The 19,413-nt window shown below is 46.4% G+C and carries 17 protein-coding genes; 7 read left to right on the top strand and 10 right to left on the bottom strand.

Annotation, left to right across the window (positions count from 1 at the left end):
- Positions 1 to 3: 3 nt before the first annotated feature.
- Positions 4 to 555, bottom strand: a complete 552-nt coding sequence (locus tag R8269_RS17180) for a BON domain-containing protein (protein WP_170893620.1) — start codon at positions 553 to 555, stop codon at positions 4 to 6.
- Positions 556 to 991: 436 nt separating this feature from the next.
- Between R8269_RS17180 and R8269_RS17175 the strand changes: the two genes are divergently transcribed.
- Positions 992 to 2,335, top strand: a complete 1,344-nt coding sequence (locus R8269_RS17175) for a sigma-54 interaction domain-containing protein (RefSeq protein ID WP_005382945.1) — start codon at positions 992 to 994, stop codon at positions 2,333 to 2,335.
- A gap of 93 nt (positions 2,336 to 2,428) precedes the next feature.
- Here the strand turns inward: R8269_RS17175 and R8269_RS17170 are convergent, their stop codons facing one another.
- From R8269_RS17170 to ftnA, 3 genes are all read right to left on the bottom strand, one after another.
- A complete protein-coding gene (locus R8269_RS17170) occupies positions 2,429 to 3,622 on the bottom strand; it encodes an NAD(P)/FAD-dependent oxidoreductase (RefSeq protein WP_005382944.1) in 1,194 nt (397 codons plus the stop codon).
- A 179-nt stretch (positions 3,623 to 3,801) separates the two neighbouring features.
- The gene (gene uspB, locus R8269_RS17165) at positions 3,802 to 4,125 is read right to left on the bottom strand and encodes a universal stress protein UspB (protein ID WP_005379169.1); all 324 of its coding nucleotides are present in this window, start codon (positions 4,123 to 4,125) and stop codon (positions 3,802 to 3,804) included.
- A 91-nt stretch (positions 4,126 to 4,216) separates the two neighbouring features.
- On the bottom strand, positions 4,217 to 4,744 hold the full coding sequence (ftnA, locus tag R8269_RS17160) for a non-heme ferritin (protein WP_005379167.1): 528 nt from the start codon (positions 4,742 to 4,744) through the stop codon (positions 4,217 to 4,219).
- Positions 4,745 to 5,026: 282 nt separating this feature from the next.
- On the opposite strand from ftnA, the gene uspA reads away from it, so the two are divergent.
- A complete protein-coding gene (gene uspA, locus R8269_RS17155) occupies positions 5,027 to 5,452 on the top strand; it encodes a universal stress protein UspA (protein ID WP_005379165.1) in 426 nt (141 codons plus the stop codon).
- A gap of 64 nt (positions 5,453 to 5,516) precedes the next feature.
- Positions 5,517 to 6,395 carry a carboxylate/amino acid/amine transporter gene (locus R8269_RS17150; RefSeq protein ID WP_005379164.1) on the top strand — a complete coding sequence of 293 codons (879 nt, stop codon included), beginning with the start codon at positions 5,517 to 5,519 and terminating at the stop codon, positions 6,393 to 6,395.
- Positions 6,396 to 6,467: 72 nt separating this feature from the next.
- Here R8269_RS17150 and R8269_RS17145 read toward each other — a convergent pair whose 3' ends face one another.
- The 3 genes from R8269_RS17145 to R8269_RS17135 form a co-directional block, all read right to left on the bottom strand.
- Positions 6,468 to 7,040 carry a hypothetical protein gene (locus tag R8269_RS17145; RefSeq protein WP_318222599.1) on the bottom strand — a complete coding sequence of 191 codons (573 nt, stop codon included), beginning with the start codon at positions 7,038 to 7,040 and terminating at the stop codon, positions 6,468 to 6,470.
- Positions 7,041 to 7,226: 186 nt separating this feature from the next.
- Entirely contained in the window at positions 7,227 to 8,006 is a 780-nt protein-coding gene (locus tag R8269_RS17140) for a class I SAM-dependent methyltransferase (RefSeq protein WP_005379162.1), read from the bottom strand.
- Between the two features lie 89 nt (positions 8,007 to 8,095).
- On the bottom strand, positions 8,096 to 11,221 hold the full coding sequence (locus tag R8269_RS17135) for an EAL domain-containing protein (protein WP_005379161.1): 3,126 nt from the start codon (positions 11,219 to 11,221) through the stop codon (positions 8,096 to 8,098).
- 113 nt (positions 11,222 to 11,334) lie between these two features.
- Between R8269_RS17135 and asnC the strand changes: the two genes are divergently transcribed.
- Positions 11,335 to 11,799: a transcriptional regulator AsnC gene (gene asnC, locus R8269_RS17130; protein WP_005389595.1), complete on the top strand. Its 465-nt coding sequence runs from the start codon at positions 11,335 to 11,337 to the stop codon at positions 11,797 to 11,799.
- A gap of 66 nt (positions 11,800 to 11,865) precedes the next feature.
- Here the strand turns inward: asnC and prlC are convergent, their stop codons facing one another.
- On the bottom strand, positions 11,866 to 13,908 hold the full coding sequence (prlC, locus tag R8269_RS17125; protein WP_017635033.1) for an oligopeptidase A: 2,043 nt from the start codon (positions 13,906 to 13,908) through the stop codon (positions 11,866 to 11,868).
- 399 nt (positions 13,909 to 14,307) lie between these two features.
- Between prlC and R8269_RS17120 the strand changes: the two genes are divergently transcribed.
- Together R8269_RS17120 and gorA are read left to right on the top strand one after the other, a co-directional pair.
- The gene (locus R8269_RS17120) at positions 14,308 to 15,147 is read left to right on the top strand and encodes a 23S rRNA (adenine(2030)-N(6))-methyltransferase RlmJ (RefSeq protein WP_005379158.1); all 840 of its coding nucleotides are present in this window, start codon (positions 14,308 to 14,310) and stop codon (positions 15,145 to 15,147) included.
- Positions 15,148 to 15,406: 259 nt separating this feature from the next.
- Positions 15,407 to 16,762 (top strand): glutathione-disulfide reductase, encoded by a 1,356-nt coding sequence (gene gorA, locus R8269_RS17115; RefSeq protein WP_005379157.1) that lies wholly within the window; start codon positions 15,407 to 15,409, stop codon positions 16,760 to 16,762.
- An 81-nt stretch (positions 16,763 to 16,843) separates the two neighbouring features.
- Here the strand turns inward: gorA and R8269_RS17110 are convergent, their stop codons facing one another.
- Positions 16,844 to 17,749 (bottom strand): LysR family transcriptional regulator, encoded by a 906-nt coding sequence (locus R8269_RS17110; protein WP_017635035.1) that lies wholly within the window; start codon positions 17,747 to 17,749, stop codon positions 16,844 to 16,846.
- Positions 17,750 to 17,870: 121 nt separating this feature from the next.
- Between R8269_RS17110 and xapA the strand changes: the two genes are divergently transcribed.
- Positions 17,871 to 18,695, top strand: coding sequence for a xanthosine phosphorylase (gene xapA, locus R8269_RS17105; RefSeq protein WP_017635036.1), 825 nt, complete (start codon positions 17,871 to 17,873; stop codon positions 18,693 to 18,695).
- Between the two features lie 105 nt (positions 18,696 to 18,800).
- Here xapA and R8269_RS17100 read toward each other — a convergent pair whose 3' ends face one another.
- A complete protein-coding gene (locus R8269_RS17100) occupies positions 18,801 to 19,412 on the bottom strand; it encodes a bifunctional 4-hydroxy-2-oxoglutarate aldolase/2-dehydro-3-deoxy-phosphogluconate aldolase (RefSeq protein ID WP_025624148.1) in 612 nt (203 codons plus the stop codon).
- Position 19,413: the final 1 nt, after the last annotated feature.

The following is a 19,413-nucleotide window of genomic DNA, read 5'->3' as shown; positions in this document are numbered from 1 at the left end:
CTATTATTGAACCACTTCTAGCTTATCAACCACCTTATTTACGTCATTGGTGTTATTTGCAATTGAAATTGCAAGATCATGCTCCGCATCTGAATTAACTTTACCTGCCAACGTTACCGTTTTGCGTTCTGTCGTTACATCAATATCCGTACCACTCACATTGGTATCCATTAGTAGGCGCGTTTTAACTATAGTCGTGATTTTAGAATCGGTCAGTGTAGCTAAAGCTTCTGAATCAGTTTCTTTCTTGCCTTCATTCACTACTGACAATTCGTTGTTTACTTTTTTCACACCATCAAGACCAGTAACAAGCTCTTCGGCAAGTGATTTTTCAAGATCATTGTTTACCGAACCAGAAAGGGTAACGACCTGATTCTCAACATCGGTATTGATATCAAAAGAGTTGAGATTGCTGTTTAGCAGTAGTGTGGTTTCAGCTTTACCATCTAGCCAAGCGTCCATGGATTCTTTTTCCCATTTATCACTCGCTAAGACTGCTGTAGATGAAGTAGCAAGAACTGACGTAAGTACAATTTTAGCTGCGATGTTATTCATGGTAATTCTCCTTTATTGACGTTGCACTTCCCTGGGAGCAAACCATGTGCCAACTTTATAACTCATTGTTTTTAAGTGACTAATAAAGGAAAGAGGTAAAAATGAGATGAGCAATAAAGTATAAGCATGAATTATTTACACGTAAAAAATGTAATTTTTAATCGGTGATAAAGCCTCCGCCACTTGTGCAGAAATAACCTGATAAAACAGAAAGGCTATTTCTCCAGAATCAATTAATAGCAAAATTATTATTTTAAAAATAAAAATCTGAACAAAAGGAAATATCTACTGATGGCTCTCACCGATATATATCAAAAAGGGGCTAACAACATAAAAATACCGAACAAATCCTTAAATCTATGCTGACAATATTTTGTCTTGTGAAGTGAGAATAATCCACGTACATTGTTTCTGTCACAGTAAAGAGGACATTTCTATGTCGATGCCAAGCCTGTTTCTAAGAATACAAGATCCATCACTTAAAAATGCCATCGCTTCTTGCCAGGAACTGAACAAATTTCGTCTGCATGACATCGATGCCGCAGACCAATGGATTGAAGATTTCCTACAACTCAAACCGGAAGTTGCGATTGTTGAAGTCGCCCACTTTACTAGTGCAGATTATCAACGTCTTTCTAATATCGAAGACATCTACGATATGGACTTGATCATCATTAGCTCAGGCGCTCCAAACGAGAACTTGGATAAGCTGATGAACTTGGGTGCTATTTTTCACTACAGAAAGCCCGTTGATATTGCCATTCTGACGGACACCCTGAGCGAAGTCAGCCAGTACTATCAACACAAACAAGATCAAGGGCGTAAAGTGTCCACCAGCGATCTTGACCAATTTGGTCTTTTGGTCGGCTCTTCCTCTCCGATGCATCAGCTCTATCGTATGATCAGGCGCGTTGCTAAAACAGAAGCCAACGTCCTTATTGTCGGTGAAAGTGGATCAGGCAAAGAACTGGTGGCGCAGACCATCCACTTAGCGAGTGAGCGTAAACAACAGCCCTTTATAGCGATTAACTGTGGTGCCATTAGCCCTGAATTGGTTGATAGTGAACTGTTTGGCCATGAGAAAGGCGCTTTTACCGGAGCAAATAAAACTCACCAAGGTGTATTTAAGCAGGCAGAGGGCGGCACGCTATTTTTAGATGAAATCACCGAGATGCCTATCGAGCATCAAGTGAAGCTATTGCGGGTGCTAGAAACCGGAGAGTATCGCCCAGTTGGCAGTAATACAGTTCATATCGCTAATACTCGCATCATTGCTGCTACAAACCGTGATCCTAAAATCGCCATTGAGGAGCAGTTCCTGCGTGAAGATCTGTTTTTCCGCTTATCGCATTTCCCATTAACGATACCGCCACTGCGAGAACGAGGCGGTGATATCGTCGGTCTGGCCAAGCACTTTATTGCGCACCGCAACGCCAATGAGGCAAAAACCAAAACGATTCTTGACTCTGCGATCCAAAAAATCGCTGCACACGACTGGCCAGGTAATGTCCGTGAGCTCAAACACACGATCGAGCGTGCATTCATTTTGGCTGATGACACCATCCGAGATGAACATCTTATCTTCGACACACCACCATTGGAAACAGGCACCAGTATCGAAGACCTTGTTCCGGCGGGCGTTTCGCTAGAAGAGCTAGAAAAAGCCGCCATTCTCAACACCCTTGAAGAGAATCAAGGCAATAAAACGGAATCAGCGCAGGAGTTAGGCATTAGCGTGAAAACGCTCTATAACAAACTCGAAAAGTATCAAGACGAGTAACTCGCTATGGGAATACAAAAAGAGCACTGAATAAAACTCAGTGCTCTTTTTGTATCTTATCTTTTATGCAGTTAGGCTGCGTTTGGTGTTTGATTAAACCCACTGCCCCGCAACAAAACCGCTCGACCAGCACCACTGAAAATTGTAGCCCCCTAGCCAACCAGTCACATCCATCACTTCACCAATAAAATAAAGCCCTTTAATGTCTTTGCATTCCATGGTTTTCGAGGATAAGTGATCAGTATCGACACCGCCGAGTGTCACTTCCGCAGTTCGGTAGCCTTCAGTGCCATTCGGGGCGATATCCCAATGCTCTAGACGCTCCACAATCGCCGCAAGCTCCTTTTGATTGAACTGTTTTAGCGGTTTATCGACTAGCTCTTTACGTTCAATTAAGACTTCAACCAGACGCTTAGGCAGCACTTTGGCAAGCGTATTCTTGAGTGACTGATTTGGATGCTTCTCACGACTGCGTTCTAATAACTCAGCAACATCATCGTTTGGCACAAGATTGATCAACACCTTTTGCCCGGCCCGCCAGAATGAAGAAATCTGTAACACTGCTGGACCAGATAACCCACGATGTGTGAAGAGCAGGGCTTCTTTGAACATGGTGCCATCTTCAGCCGTAATTTCCGCAGGTACCGCGATACCAGATAACTCAGCAAAGTCTTCTTTGTCTTCTTTATGCAGAGTAAATGGTACAAGCCCTGCCGTGGTTGGGATAACTCGAAGACCAAATTGTTCCGCGACTTTATAACCAAATGGTGTCGCTCCCAGTTTTGGCATCGACAAGCCACCTGTTGCGATAACTAAAGACTCACATTCGACAATCTCAGTACCAGCATGCAAACGAAAGCCTTCATCAATTTTTTCAATCGAATGAACATCGCATTGGTAACGCTGCTCGATGTTCGGCATGTCACACTCAGCTAACAACATCTTCACGATATCTTTGGCCGTAAATGCATCGACACAAAACAACTGGCCGTGATCACGCTCTTCGAACTCAATGCCATGTTTACACACCATCGAGATAAAATCCCAGTTAGTGTATTGGGAGAGCGCCGACTTAACAAAGTGCGGGTTTTGACACAAATAGTGATTAGCTGAAACGTCGTAGTTAGTGAAGTTACAACGACCACCGCCCGAGATAAGGATTTTACGTCCTGGCTTTTTAGCATGATCGAGCACCAAAACACGGCGGCCTCGCTTGCCTGCTTCTGCAGCACACATTAAACCTGCTGCGCCTGCGCCAATTACAACAACATCAAATTTCTTACTCATCGGTAGCTCTTAGACTGATTGGTATCAAATCAAAATAAAAAAGGATGTGCACATTGCACATCCTTGCTTTCTAGGCGCGACATTCTACCGACAAATACCGAAAGGGAAAAGCGCTTAAACTCTAAGCGCTCTGTATGTCCGCAAAATCTCAGACAGAACAACTTCTGGATTATTGACTCTTAGAGAATGAAGGCCGCAAGTAGCGTCACGCCGAGCAACGCGGTCGATAGAACAAACAATTCACGCACTCTTTCACACTTACCAGTAAAAATTTCATCGTGGTGATGATGATATTCTTTACTTTTAATGTAGTGATACAACCTCACCTGCTTGGTGACATTTCCATGAGTAGTAAAAAAACCATTACCATCAACTTGCTGATATAACAGCGGATGCGCTTCACGCATGATATAAATTAGAGAACGAAGAGCGGTGAGATACCGGACCATATTAACTCCAGTTACCACCATTAGCGCAAATAAGATTGTGTCTCCACTGATCATCTTTTCCTCCCTACATCTTCAACAATGCTCAAGAGAAAAAGACGACCAACACTTCGTCTTTACCCGCTACTTACAACGTCCCAAAACGCGTTTACGCAGCTGGAGCATCCATGATTGAAGATGAACCTTCTTTCGCCATTTGTGCTAGATCTTTGTCAATGAAGAACAACGCTTTACCGTCTTCACCTACCAGTTCGATCTTATCTAAAATCCCTTTAAACAACTTCTCTTCTTCGTGCTGTTCTGACACGTACCACTGTAGGAAGTTAAATGTTGAGTAGTCTTGGCTTGTAAATGCAACGTGCGCCAGTTTGTTGATTTTTTCCGTGATCATTTGCTCATGTTCAAATGTCTCGCGGAAAACGTCACCTAGGCTCGCAAAGTCATGCTTTGGCGCATCAATAGCGCCTAAGATTGGCATTGAGCCAGTTTCACTCACGTAAGTGAATAGGCGTTGCATGTGCTCCATTTCTTCTACGGCGTGAGCGCGTAAAAATTCAGCCGCACCTTCAAAACCTTTGTCTTCACACCAAGCACTCATTTGTAAGTATAGATTGGATGAGAAAAATTCTAGGTTAATTTGCTCATTCAATTGTTCGACCATAGTTTGAGACAGCATGTTAACTCCTATTATTGTGCATGCAATATACCCAAGTAACCTCGAAATAAATGACGCTGCGAGAATAGCTTGGTCTGGCAGACACGGCGAAGTTTCACTTCAACTCTAGTCAGTAACACTACGCTTATTTCAGCATATCAAAGTCACTTGGGTATAACGCCACTATAACATGATTACTGAGACAAGACTTTGTACCTACGGCACCGATATGAGATCACTTCAGCAAATTTTTTTTGGGGTTGGTGCTAATCTAAAACTATGACCTTACAAGGAGATAGCAATATGAGTTACAAACACATACTTGTGGCAGTCGACCTTTCAGACGACAGTAAAGTGTTGATTAAGAAAGCCGTATCACTGGCTAAACCTCTGGATGCGAAAGTCTCTTTTATTCACATCGACGTGAACTACGCAGAACTCTACACCGGGCTTATCGATATCAATATGGCAGAAGCGCAACATCAAGCAATGGAAGCATCGCGCACACAATTGGCAAACTTCGCAGAATATGCGCAATACCCAATTGCCCATACTTTAGTCGGTAGTGGCGATTTGAGTAATGAGCTGTGCGATACCATTCAAGACTACAGTATCGATTTGGTGGTTTGTGGTCATCACCAAGATTTCTGGAGCAAGATTCTATCTTCGACTCGACAGCTTATTAACTGCTCACCAGTCGATATGCTGGTCGTACCGCTAAAAGACTGATTGGCGCAACGATAAAACTTGGTTAGACTGCGGGCACATTTGTTGTTGATAAAGATTCTCATCCATGGCTTATCTATCCGCAGTTACCCTACTTTGGGCATTCTCATTTAGCCTGATCGGCGTTTACCTCGCCGGTCAGGTTGATTCTTGGTTCTCGGTGTTCATGCGCGTGGCACTGGCGAGCCTGGTTTTCATTCCCTTTTTGAAATTCCGTGGCGTTAGCAAATCCCTAATCGCGAAACTGATGACCGTCGGTGGCTTCCAGCTCGGTTTGATGTATTGCTTCTACTACCAATCTTTTTTGCTTCTTTCCGTGCCAGAAGTATTGCTGTTCACCGTATTCACACCCATTTACGTCACGCTCATCTATGACTTCTTGAAAGGTCGCTTTTCACCTTGGTACTTAGTTACCGCAGCAATAGCCGTATTTGGTGCCGCCTGGATTAAATTTGCAGGCATTAATGAAGATTTCCTACTGGGCTTTTTGGTCGTACAAGGAGCAAACCTCTGCTTTGCCATCGGTCAGGTGGGCTACAAATATATCATGGAGAGTGAACCCGTCGATTTGCCACAACACACCGTGTTTGGCTACTTCTACTTAGGTGCACTTTGTGTAGCAACCGTGGCTTTCGCGCTCATGGGTAACCTAGACAAATTACCAACCACTACAACGCAATGGGGCATTCTGACATACCTTGGTTTGATTGCTTCTGGTTTTGGTTACTTTGCTTGGAACAAAGGCGCGACCATGGTGAACGCAGGGGCACTGGCAGTAATGAACAATGCATTGGTTCCGGCGGGCTTGATTGTAAACATTGTGATTTGGAACCGCGATGTTGATGTCATGCGACTCGCCATTGGCGGTGCGATCATCATGCTATCCCTATGGATTAACGAAACCTGGGTGAAAAAGCGCGTCGAAATGAGCTACGCCAAGAAGTAAAGCGACCGCTCCCAACACACATACCGACAATAAAAAACGCTCTCCAACTGGAGAGCGTTTTTTTGGATTAGATTAATGCACTTTGATTTGCGAGCTTGCGCTCATCAACGCCTTGGGCGACGTTGGCAGCAACACTTCTAGTTTCGCATTGCGCGCTTCAAGCTTGCGCTGACGCTTAAGTAACTTTTGTTGTTTTTTCGCCACTTTTAGTAACTTCTTTTGCTGCTTATAGTGCTTTTTCAGTGCTTTTTTCGCTTTCTTGAGCGATTTTTTATCCGCTAAATCAAACCATACTGGTGCGTCGGCTCTTACTGGCTCCAGAGATTTTTCGGCTTGTTTTTTCTCTTTCACACGCTCAACAACACGCTTCACAATCGCGGCTTTTTCGTTGCTTTGTTTAGTGGTCACTGGAATCGCTTGTGATGGCAGAGCTTCAACCAATAAGCCACATGCTTGTTGCTCACTCAATGGCTTGTCTTGGCATTTTTGTGGAGGAATTGCGGCTGGCTTACAAAGGGTATCTTTGGCCGATGAAGAGCGTGCGCAAGAACGACAAACGAATTTTGGTGCGACAACTAAACGATGGATATCACCAAGTTCTGCCGCGATCTGTTTGCGACTCATTTTACATAAACGTTTAGCCATTCTACTACTCCAGCTTCCCAGTTATCGACCGCATCACAACAAGTGAAATAATAATAATTCTTAGTTAGATATACAGTCAGGGAAGGGAATTAGCAAGAGAAAACTATCAATAGAGACGAGGAAAGAGAAGCTGAGTCACAGCACGATACACCATACTGTGACAAGAAAAGTTGAGCCGTCAGGAAGTTATGCCATCGATGCTTTAACGTAGACATCGAAGCGATTTTTTTTCGTTTCAATCGCCATGGTCGGTTTTTTCTCGTTCAGCCAGTTAGCATAGTCTGGGCGTTTAACTACTACACGCTTTGTGGCTAACGCCATGGCTGGTTCTAGTAGGCCATCGGCGTCCAAATCGGCGCCAACCAACGATTGGAAAACGCGCATTTCTTTTTTTACGAGCGCCGACTTCTTTTTATTTTCTGGGTGCGGATACATCGGGTCAAGATACACCACATCTGGCTGGACAAAGTCTTTATCTTGCGCCAATTGTTCCAGCGCATCATGGCTAGAAGCATGGATTAGCGACATGCGCTCAGATACCCAGGTGCCGATTTCTGGGTCTTGTTTCGCTCGATCCAAGCCATCATCTAACAAAGCCGCTACGACTGGATGACGCTCGACCATCTGCACTTTACAACCTAGCGAGGCGAGCACAAACGCATCACGACCAAGACCTGCCGTGCCATCTAACACGGTTGGCGTTGCCCCTTTGTTCAAACCCGCCGCTTTCGCAATTGCCTGGCCTTTACCACCACCGAACTTGCGACGATGACCGACCGCACCACCAATCAAATCCACAAAGATTGCACCCAGCTTTGGCTCATCCACTTTACGTAGCTCCAAACGCTCGGTGGTTAGCACCAAAGCAAAATCGCTATCGTCAGTGTGTGAAAGCTGCCAACGCGCAGCGAGTTCATCAAGATGAGATTGTTGAGACGGGTTTTCACAGATCAATTGCAGTTGCAAAAGGAGGCTCCAATAAAAATCGAGGTAACTGGCGCTGAGTGTATACCTAAGTTACCTATTAATGCTAGGTTGAGCTTGCTACGAAGAGGTTATACAACCGTCAGTTGCTCCACTAGCTCAGAAAGCGGCTTAGGATGACCAATACCGTAGCCTTGACCGTAGTCCACACCGAGGTCTATCAAATGCTGCATAACCTGGTCATTTTCGACAAACTCCGCCACCGTCACTTTACCTAGTTGCTTCGCCAAGTCATTGATTGAACGAACCATCACGCGGTCCATTTCATTTACGTTGATATCTTGCACGAAAAGACCATCAATTTTCACGATATCGACAGGAAGTTTCTTTAAGTAACCAAATGAAGACAATCCAGATCCGAAATCATCCAATGCAATCATACAGCCCAAAGCCTTTAGCTTGGTAAACAGCTCAATGGCTTGATCCAGATTGCTCATCGCCGCTGTCTCGGTGATTTCTAAGCAGATTTTTTCACACGGCAGAGTCGAGCTTTCCAATCGCTCCAATAAGAAGTCAATAAACTCTTGATTCCCCATAGATTGACCTGAAAGGTTTATCGAACAGCGACCAAGCTGTTCAACCACCTCAGGACGCTGTTCAAACCACTCTAGCGTTTGAGTAATAACCTGCTTATCAATCCAATGGGCAATGTTGTAGCGCTCGGAAGCAGGGATAAACAGCGCAGGAGAAACATAATCACCGTACCCATTGCGAATACGCACCAAAATCTCAAAATACATTTGAGTCTCGTGCTTTTGTAAGCTTTTTATCGGTTGAGCAAACAGTTCTAAACGTTGATTCGACAATGCCTCATGCACCAAATTGACGCTCTGCATTTCCATCTGACGACGCTGCAACTCTTCGTTATCTAAGCTGAATAGATTATAGCGGTTACGGCCTTGCTCTTTAGCGGCGTGACAAGCAGAGTCTGCTTGAGCGTGCACCATTTGTGGCGTATCAGCGGTATGATCGATGATACGGATACCAATTGAGCAACTGATGAACAGGCGTGTGTCTTCCCAAATAAAGAGGTGTTCGCTTAGTGTCGAGATGATCAGTTTGGCAATATTGATGGCGCCATATTCGTCACAGTCTTTGAGTAACACCGCAAACTCATCGCCTCCCATTCGAGCCAAGATGGAATTGTACGGCAGAACGCCTTCCAGCATACTTGCGCAGAATTGAATCGCCGCATCACCTGCATCATGCCCAACCGTATCATTGAGGACTTTTAGTTGATCTAAGTCGAGGTACAACATGGCGTGGACTCGACGATGGCTGTCCACTTCGCACAGTGCGGTCTTAAGCTCTAGTTCAAAATGGTTTCTGTTGTAAGTCCCCGTCAGTAAGTCATAGCGAGCTTGGTATTCCAATTTCTCGGAGAGCAGTTTGGTTTCGGTAATATCTTCGCCCACAATCAGCAGTTGCTCAGATTCACTCAGCGGACGAATATTCTCGCGCACCCAAACACGATGACCATTTGCATGACGATACTCGACTTCACGTCGCCAAACACCATGCACTTGCTGGTTGGGTTGCAATAACACTTGGCGAGGGAACAGCACTTTGTCATCAAAATAGAACTCCCTCAGGCGATGTCCGAGCATGTCCATCGGTTTGTAGCCAAGAAGTAGTTGAGCAAATCGATTCACTTCTTGAATTCGGTTATTACTATCAAGCGTCACCATCATCACGGGCTGCTGCTCATAATAGTTGCGTAGGGTTGACTCACGTTGGTAGAGCTTGTCCTCCATCAATTTACGACTGGTAATATCGCGCGCTTCAAACAAGTATTGCTTATGATTCCCTACTTGCTGAGAAAAAGGCTTGAGCGAAACTTCTAACACCAAGGCGCCGTGTTCTTTACTCCAAATTTCAGCTTCAAACGTCGACACTTGATGGTGAGGCGCATGGAAATACTCCTCTAGCAGCGCTTGGGCTTTCTCACTCCAGTTGGGATGAAACCAAAGTGGTCGGTCTAAACGCAGTCCTTGGTGATAAAGTAAGGATTGAAGGTGATCGTTGCCCGATTTAAGCACACCGTTGGCATCCAAAATGCCCATATACTGCATGCTCTGATCGAAAATCGATTCTAGAATAGCCTGGCTTTCTCGCGCAGCGCTCTCACTGCGACGCATCCGCTGTAAATAATAACCCATCAGCAAAATGACCACCGACATCACCACAAACAGACTACCAAACAGGCGAATTTCCTTGGCAAAACGTTCAGAAAGCTTCATTGGCTTATTAAAAAATACCGCAGAAACCTCTTGTTCAGCCCCCAATCCCCAACGCGCTACCGCTTGGTAATCGAGCTTTATTTCAGAATCACTTTTTTTCACGGCAGGCAGAGGCTGATCAGGGTTATCCAAAACGAATTCAAGCATCTCTGCACTCTCAATACCATGCCGATAACCACTTTGAATAACCCCTCCAACTGCGCCATGACCCAAACCAATGTCATGCACCATAAACAGCGGCGCGTTTGAGACTTTGTTGACACCAACCCAGTCACGCTCGCTGCCAACCATACCTTGTTTATCTCGGTAATAGGTCCAGAACAAGACGACTTTATCGGAACTCAGTTTTGCGACTTGTTGTTTTAGATCGATGATGCTGTCTGGGACAAGTTGTACGATTTTGTCTCGATATTGCGGGAACTTGAGGACAAAATTGTCGATTTGATAACGCAACACCTCACCGGTCACCGAGTGGTCACTGACGATGAGAACTTGTGTGTAGTTCGGATGTAAGCGCTCAATAAGAGCGAGATTCGCTTCCAAATCGACATCTTCCATGACTCCGGTTGCATTCAGAGAACGATGTAAAGAAGGATGGTAGTTATTAATGCCGTTAAATATAACTGGGGTGTCTTTGATGATTGGGGCTAAACGCTGCATGAGTTCAAGCGCATTGTTATCGCTCACTAAAATGGCATCGAATCGCTCTTTGCGTAATTTCGTAAGATATAAGGATTTTAGTTGTGCAAAAAACTGCTCACTCTGGTTACGTTTCGAGTCTAGATAGAGCACACGCATGTCCAGCGCTCGATCGCCCAGCTGTTGCTCGATGCCTCGCTGTATGGAGTCCGTCCAGAAAAAACCCTGATGATAGGAGTGCACGACCAACACCTTCGGATCTGAGGCCGTAGCAAACGCGCTCCAACATAGCGCGGCAATAACCAGAAAACGCTGCACATTATCTCCATAGCTCGGAGTTAACCCGCAGTTACTCCTGCCAAACCTTGTGAATCCTATCCGCTATGAGTATAAAAGGGAGGTAAAACTCTATCCCTAACGGAAATCATAGTATGAATGCGAGCCTGCCGAAACTCGACGACCTTGACCGCGCAATATTAAAAACACTAATGGCTGACGCCAGAACGCCCTACGCAGAAATGGCAAAGCAGTTCGATGTCAGCCCTGCCACTATCCATGTGCGTATCGAGAAGATGAAGTCGGCTGACATCATCGAAGGAACGGAGGTGATCATCAATACTAAAAAGCTTGGCTACGATGTGTGCTGCTTTATTGGTATTAACCTCAATGCAGCTCGTGATTACCACTCCGCGTTAGAAAAACTCAACGCGCTCGACGAAGTCGTTGAAGCTTACTACACCACGGGCGCGTATAACATATTCGTCAAATTGATGTGCAAATCGATTGAAGAGCTGCAATTTGTACTGATCGACAAGCTGCAAGCCATTGATGAGGTTCAGTCCACGGAGACATTGATATCGTTGCAGAACCCGATCAACCGAAACGTAAATCCGTAAAATTTTTTATAAAAACTGTACAAAAAAGGCCAACCGAACGGTTGGCCTTGATGTTTTTTGCTCAATTTACGCCGCAATACCCGAATGGCGCAACAGTGCATCGATTTGTGGCTCGCGGCCACGGAAGCGCTTAAACAGCTCCATTGGCTCTTCACTGCCCCCCATTTCTAGGATGTTGTTCAGGAAGCTTAGACCCGTCTCTTTGTTGAAGATGCCTTCTTCTTCAAAGCGAGAATACGCGTCTGACGACAGCACTTCAGCCCACAGGTAGCTGTAGTAACCCGCACTGTAGCCACCAGCAAAAATATGGCCGAAGCTGTGTGAGAAACGCGCCCACTCAACCGCAGGAACTACCGCGACTTTCTCTTTCACTTTCGCCAGAGTTTCCAGTACACGCGCACCCACTTCAGGGTCATATTCGGTGTGAAGCGTGAAGTCGAACAAGCCGAATTCTAGCTGACGCAAAATACCCATCGCAGATTGGAAGTTTTTCGCTGCGAGCATTTTGTCTAGCATCGCTTTAGGTAGCGGCTCACCTGTCTCATAGTGACCAGAAATGAACGCCAGCGCATCCTCTTCCCAACACCAGTTTTCTAGGAACTGACTTGGTAGCTCAACCGCATCCCAAGGCACGCCATTAATACCTGAAACAGCACCTGTATCAACTTGCGTCAACATGTGGTGGATTCCATGACCAAACTCATGGAATAGCGTCACGACTTCATCGTGCGTGAACAGTGCTGGTTTGTCGCCCACTGGACGGTTGAAGTTACACGTTAGATACGCAACCGGCGTTTGCAGCTCGCCAGATAGCGTAACGCGACGACCACGACAATCATCCATCCACGCGCCGCCACGTTTGTGTTCACGAGCGTAGAGATCTAGGTAGAAACTGCCACGGAGTGTGCCTTCAGCATCAAAGATATCGAAAAAGCGCACGGACTCATGCCAAGTGTCTACGCCTTCGCGCTCAGTAACGGTCATGCCAAACACGCGGTTTAGCACTTCAAACAGACCGCTCACGACTTTTGACTCTGGGAAGTATGGGCGCAGTTCTTCATCCGAAATTTGGAACAGGTGCTGCTTTTGTTTCTCGCTGTAGTAAGCGATATCCCAAACGTTCAGCTCTTCAACACCAAACTCACTTTTCGCAAACTGACGTAACTCTTCGACTTCACGTTCACCTTGCGGTTTCGCTCGTGTCGCTAGGTCATTCAGGAAGCCCAGCACTTGATCCGGCGTTTCAGCCATCTTTGTTGCTAACGACTTTTCACTGTAAGTATTGAAACCTAGCATACGTGAAATTTCATGGCGCAGTTTTAGCTGCTCAGTAATGATTTCTGAGTTATCCCATTTGCCTGCGTTTGGACCTCGATCAGAAGCGCGCGTCACGTACGCTTCGTACACTTCTTTACGCAACTCTTGGTTATCGCAGTACGTCATGACAGGTAGGTAAGATGGGATATCTAGCGTAATGAGGTAACCATCTAACTCTTTTGCTTCTGCGGCAGCTTTCGCTGCTGCCAGCGCCGATTCTGGCATACCTGCTAGGTCTTTCTCGTCTGTGATGTGCTTGGTCCAACCCATGGTGGCATCCAGCACATTGTTAGAGAATTTAGAGCTCAGCTCAGACATACGTTTGCTGATCTCGCCGTAACGGTGCTGCTCATCGGATGGCAAACCAATGCCTGATAACTCGAAATCACGCAGTGCATCAGTGATGGTTTTCTGCTGGGCACGAGTTAACGTTGCAAATTCTTCGCTCGCTTTGATGGTTTTGTACGCTTCGTACAACCCTTTATGCTGACCAACCCAAGTGCCGTACTCTGACAAAATTGGTAGGCAACTTTCGTAAGCTTCACGTAGCTCTTCGCTGTTCACTACCGAGTTCATGTGACCCACTGGCGACCAGATGCGGCTTAAGCGATCATCCGCTTCTTCAATTGGCGCAATCACACTGTCCCAAGTTGGGTGAGCGTTGTCTTGTAGAACTTCATCGATTTTTGCTCGGCAGTCAGCAATCGCTTGCTCAACGGCAGGCTTGATGTGTTCTGGTTTAATTTGAGAAAACGGAGGTAGGTCCGTAAACGTCAGAAGAGGATTAGACATGAATAATTCCTTTTGTGTTTTGACTCTGTGATTGCCTGTCTATTTTGTGTAGATAGGCCAACTCAATGTACAGACGAGCCAGCAACATGGATTGGGGGAGCTCCGTTCCCTTTCTCTATGCCGCGATGACCATCTTATAGTCAACCAGCGCTACTCTGTCCTTGAGTCTTGTTATACCTAAATGAGATTTCACACCCTTTTGAGTGCGAGAAACTTACCTAGTTCAATTCGATTACCAATAGTAAGTGTGGGTGACTTAAAGAAATTTCAATAGCGTCCCCTTATCAGAGGAACAGATTTGATTGGAAGTTCTACATCTTTAAGTTACTTGAGTATAATACCGCCATAGAGTGAAAATCACAGACCACACTCAGCCAAAGAGTGTTTCGAGAGTTTAATTTGTTAAGTTACCGCCACAGCTTCCACGCTGGCAACCATGCCGACGTGGTCAAACACATCGTTCAAAGCCTCATTCTTGATGCGCTGAAACAAAAAGATAAGCCATTCGTTTATCACGATACCCACTCGGGTGTAGGCCGTTACGATCTGACTCACGAATGGTCTGAAAAAACGGGCGAATACAAACAAGGCATCGCACGTATTTGGGATAACCCAAGCATTCCTGAAGACATCAAAAGCTACATCGATGCCATTAAAGTGCTCAACAACGGCGAGAAGCTGCGTTACTACCCAGGCTCACCACGTGTGGCGCGCGCGCAAATCCGCCCACAAGATCGCATGGTGCTGACCGAGTTGCACCCGGCCGATCACCCATTGTTAGAGCAAGAATTCCATCGTGATCGCCAAGTGAGCATCTTCAAAGAAGACGGATTCCAACGCCTCAAAGCAAGCCTACCGCCACAAGAGCGTCGTGGTTTGGTGCTGATTGACCCACCATACGAACTCGCGAAAGAGTACCGCGATGTGGTACGAGCGATTCATCAGAGCCATAAACGTTGGGCAACCGGTATCTACGCGATTTGGTACCCAGTGGTAAACCGTCACGACATCGAAGATATGATCGAAGGCTTGGAAGCACTGGGCATTCGTAAAATTCTGCAAATCGAGTTAGGTGTTGCACCAGATACCAACGAGCGCGGCATGACGGCATCCGGCATGATTGTGATTAACCCGCCATGGAAACTGGAAAGCCAGATGAAAGAGATTCTGCCATTCCTGCAAGACGCGATCGCACCAGCAACTGGCCACTGGAAAGTGGACTGGATTGTGCCAGAGTAAGCACTTCAGTACCGATATCTTCAAGCGCAACGATATTCTCGTTGCGCTTTTTTATGCTCTCACCTTCTCCCTCCAGTCGTGCTTATTCTTCTTTTTGTGCCTCTCATCGCTATTTGTCATAAGTATTGTCGCTTTTTCCCATTTAGGAATTAGTCGAATTCGATTTATGATAGTGGGATAACGGTGGCATTGAGTTCGGACAAGGTCATCCCAATCTATCTATGTACCAGATAAAATTTATAAGCTCTTGGAGAAAGTAATGGCGACTCATTTTGACTATATCTGTATCGGTGGCGGCAGTGGCGGCATCGCATCTGCAAACCGTGCGGCGATGTACGGCGCGAAAGTTGCGCTAATCGAAGCTCAAGACCTTGGCGGTACCTGTGTCAACGTAGGTTGTGTACCGAAAAAAGTGATGTGGCATGGCGCGCAAATCGCAGAAGCAATGAACCTGTACGCAGAAGATTACGGTTTTGATGTCGACGTGAAAGGTTTCGACTGGAGCAAACTGGTTGAGAGCCGTCAGGCATACATCGGTCGTATTCACCAATCTTACGATCGCGTTCTTGGCAACAACAAAGTAAACGTGATTAAAGGCTTTGCTAAGTTTGTTGACGAAAAAACTGTCGAAGTAAACGGTGAACACTACACAGCAGATCACATCCTGATCGCGGTTGGTGGTCGTCCTACTATTCCAAACATTCCAGGCGCTGAATACGGCATCGATTCAAACGGCTTCTTCGACCTAGCAGAGCAACCAAAACGCGTTGCGGTTGTGGGTGCTGGCTACATCGCAGTTGAAATTGCTGGCGTACTGCACGCGCTAGGTACAGAAACGCACCTGTTCGTACGTAAAGAGTCACCACTGCGTAGCTTCGATCCAATGATCATCGATACGTTGGTTGAAGTGATGGACGCAGAAGGTCCAAAACTGCACACCCACTCTGTACCAAAAGAAGTGGTAAAAGAAGCCGATGGCAGCCTAACTCTGCACCTAGAAAACGGTGAAAGCCAAAACGTTGACCAACTGATTTGGGCAATCGGTCGTCACCCTGCGACAGACGCAATCAACCTAGCGTCAACCGGTGTGGCAACGAACGAAAAAGGCTACATCAAGGTAGACGAATACCAAGAAACCAACGTGAAAGGCATCTACTGTGTGGGTGACATCATGGAAGGCGGTATCGAGCTAACGCCAGTAGCAGTGAAAGCGGGTCGTCAACTTTCTGAGCGTTTGTTCAACAACAAACCAAACGCGAAGATGGACTACGATTTGGTACCAACTGTGGTATTTAGCCACCCACCAATCGGCACTATCGGTCTAACGACGCAAGAAGCGGAAGAGAAGTACGGCAAAGACAATATCAAAGTCTACACGTCTGGCTTTACGGCGATGTACACCGCCGTTACTAAGCACCGTCAACCATGTAAGATGAAGCTTGTATGTGCGGGCGAAGAAGAAACGGTTGTTGGTCTGCACGGCATCGGTTTCACGGTAGATGAAATGATCCAAGGCTTCGGCGTAGCAATGAAGATGGGCGCAACCAAAGCAGACTTCGACTCTGTTGTGGCTATCCACCCAACGGGCTCTGAAGAGTTCGTAACGATGCGTTAATTACGCGCTAATCGCATTGCTGATTTCAGCGAATCATTTGAAAAGGTCATCTTAGGATGACCTTTTTTTGTTATCCCATGCTTAACTCGCATTCTCTAATAATGTGCGAATAAACTCGGCTTTAATAGCACTCTCCTGCTTACCATCATGAATCAGACACAAGTCTGCACACAGTGACTCTTTCAGCTTGATAAAACGAATCCCATGCCAATGATGCTGAGAAAACGTCGACGGAACCAACGTCACGGTATTGCTGTTTGCTACATATGCCATCAAGGTGCTTGGCTCCACCACTTGTTTGCCAATATGGGGTGAAAAGCCTTCTTGCAGACAGGCATTGATGATGAAGTTTGCCGAGGCAGAATTCGCCAAACTCATAAACGCAAACTCACACGCCTTTAAATCTTGGAGCCGCAGCAAAGATTTGCTGGCTAACTCATGTTGCTCCGACACCGCCACCACAAACACATCTTTGCCCAAAGATACCGACTGATACGGATAAATGTTGAGTGCATCAGCAAAACGCACAATGCCCACATCGATTTTCTTCTCGCTCAGATGCTTCTTTTGCGTCTCTGGGTTAAGGTCAAAAATGTCGGCGTGATAAGTGTCATGCTCAGCATGGAAGCGCTGTAACAGACGATCAAATCCGCCCCAAAATGCGCTACTTACCACACCAACTCGCAAGATGTTTCTCTGGTTCAAACCCACTTGCTGCACTTGATTGAGTGAGACATCCAAGGTCTGAAAAATCAGTTGGCATTTGGACTCCAACAATCGCCCGGCCTCCGTCAGCATGACGTTTCTTGAATCACGCTCAAACAGTTTGACGTTAAGCACCTCTTCCAACTCTTTGATGCGATTGCTCAACGGCGAATTGGTGATATTGAGGTTCTCGGCCGCCTTAGTGAAATGCTTGGTTTGTGCGACCTCGTAAAAGTAACGCAGCATCTTCAGCGTCACGCGCTCAAATGGTTCTGACTTCATGCATTGAGTCCTAGCGAATTTCATCATCCTCTTTTTGAGGATGATAGTAGCGAATAAAGCAAAGATAACCAGCGCAGAAAGTCACACAATGGAATCAACACACAACCAGAAGGTGACTAACATGAATCACGATCCAGTAATCGGCGCGCTACAAACCATTCGCGAACGCAAACCAAACTTCCAACCTAAAGCGGCGTTTATTTTAGGCTCTGGCTTAGGCGTATTGGCAGACGAGCTACAAGACAAAGTGGTCATTCCATACGAAGAGCTCGAAGGCTTTCCGATTAGCACCGTGCAAGGCCACTCTGGTGAGTTGGTGCTTGGTACCATGGGCGGCGTAGACGTAGTGTGCATGAAAGGTCGCGGTCACTACTACGAACACGGTTCAATGAAGGTCATGACAACGCCCGTGCGCACCTTTAAAAAGCTGGGCTGTGAGTTTCTGCTCGTCACCAACGCGGCAGGCTCACTTCGCCCTGAACGCATCGACGTCGGTTCTCTGGTGGTATTTCATGACCACATCAATACCATGCCTGAATCGCCAATGATCGGTCCGAATGATGAAGAGTACGGCCCGAGGTTCTTCAGCCTCGCCAATGCGTACGACAAAGACCTGCGCGCAGAAGCGTTTGAAGTCGGCAAAGCCAATGGCATTCACCTGAATGAAGGTGTGTTTGTCTCTTACACAGGCCCCAACTTTGAGACCGCAGCCGAAATCCGCATGATGCAAATCATCGGTGGTGATGTAGTGGGCATGTCGGTCGTGCCAGAAGTGATTTCTGCGGCGCATTGCGGCTTACCCGTATTGGCAGTGTGTGCGATCACCAACATGGCAGAAGGTTTGGGTGATGTAGAACTGTCTCACGCCCAAACATTGAAGTGCGCGAAGCTAGCCGAAGCCGATTTCATTCGCTTTATTAAGCGCTTTATGAAGCATCACTTCTAAAGCTGTTTCATTCCCAAAAGCAAAAGGGTCATCAAGTAACTTGATGACCCTTTTTTGTGTCACGTTTTCTAACGTTCGGGGGTATTTCGGAGCCGTTTGTGCGTTTTACTTAACTGCACGAACCAATTCAGCAATGCCTTCCCAATCGCCGTTGTCCATCATTGCGGTTGGCACCATCCAAGTACCGCCACAAGCCACAACCGATTTCAGCGCTAGGTAATCTTCCACGTTGGATGGGCTTACGCCACCTGTCGGCATGAATTCCACAGGGTAAACCGCCGTCAGTGCTTTCAGCATGTTTACGCCGCCTGATGGCTCAGCAGGGAAGAACTTCAACGTACGCAGACCCATTTCCATCGCTTGCTCAACCAAGCTTGGGTTGTTTACACCCGGTACGATAGTCACACCACGTTGCTGACAGTATTTCACTGTGGTTGGGTTGAAGCCTGGGCTAACGATAAAGTCCACGCCCGCTTCGATCGCGATATCCACTTGTTCTGTGGTCAGAACGGTGCCCGCGCCAATCAACAATTCTGGGTACGCTTCACGCATGATGCGAATCGACTCCGCCGCCGCTTCGGTGCGGAATGTCACTTCCGCACATGGTAAACCGTTTTCTACCAACACTTTTGCCAGTGGCAGAGCGTGTGCTACGTCGTTGATTGCGATAACTGGGACGATTTTGATATCTCTTAATCGTTGTTCAAGTGTTGTCATG

This window comes from Vibrio sp. Vb0667 (genome assembly GCF_033391095.1).
This window is presented reverse-complemented; position numbering and strand designations above follow the sequence as displayed.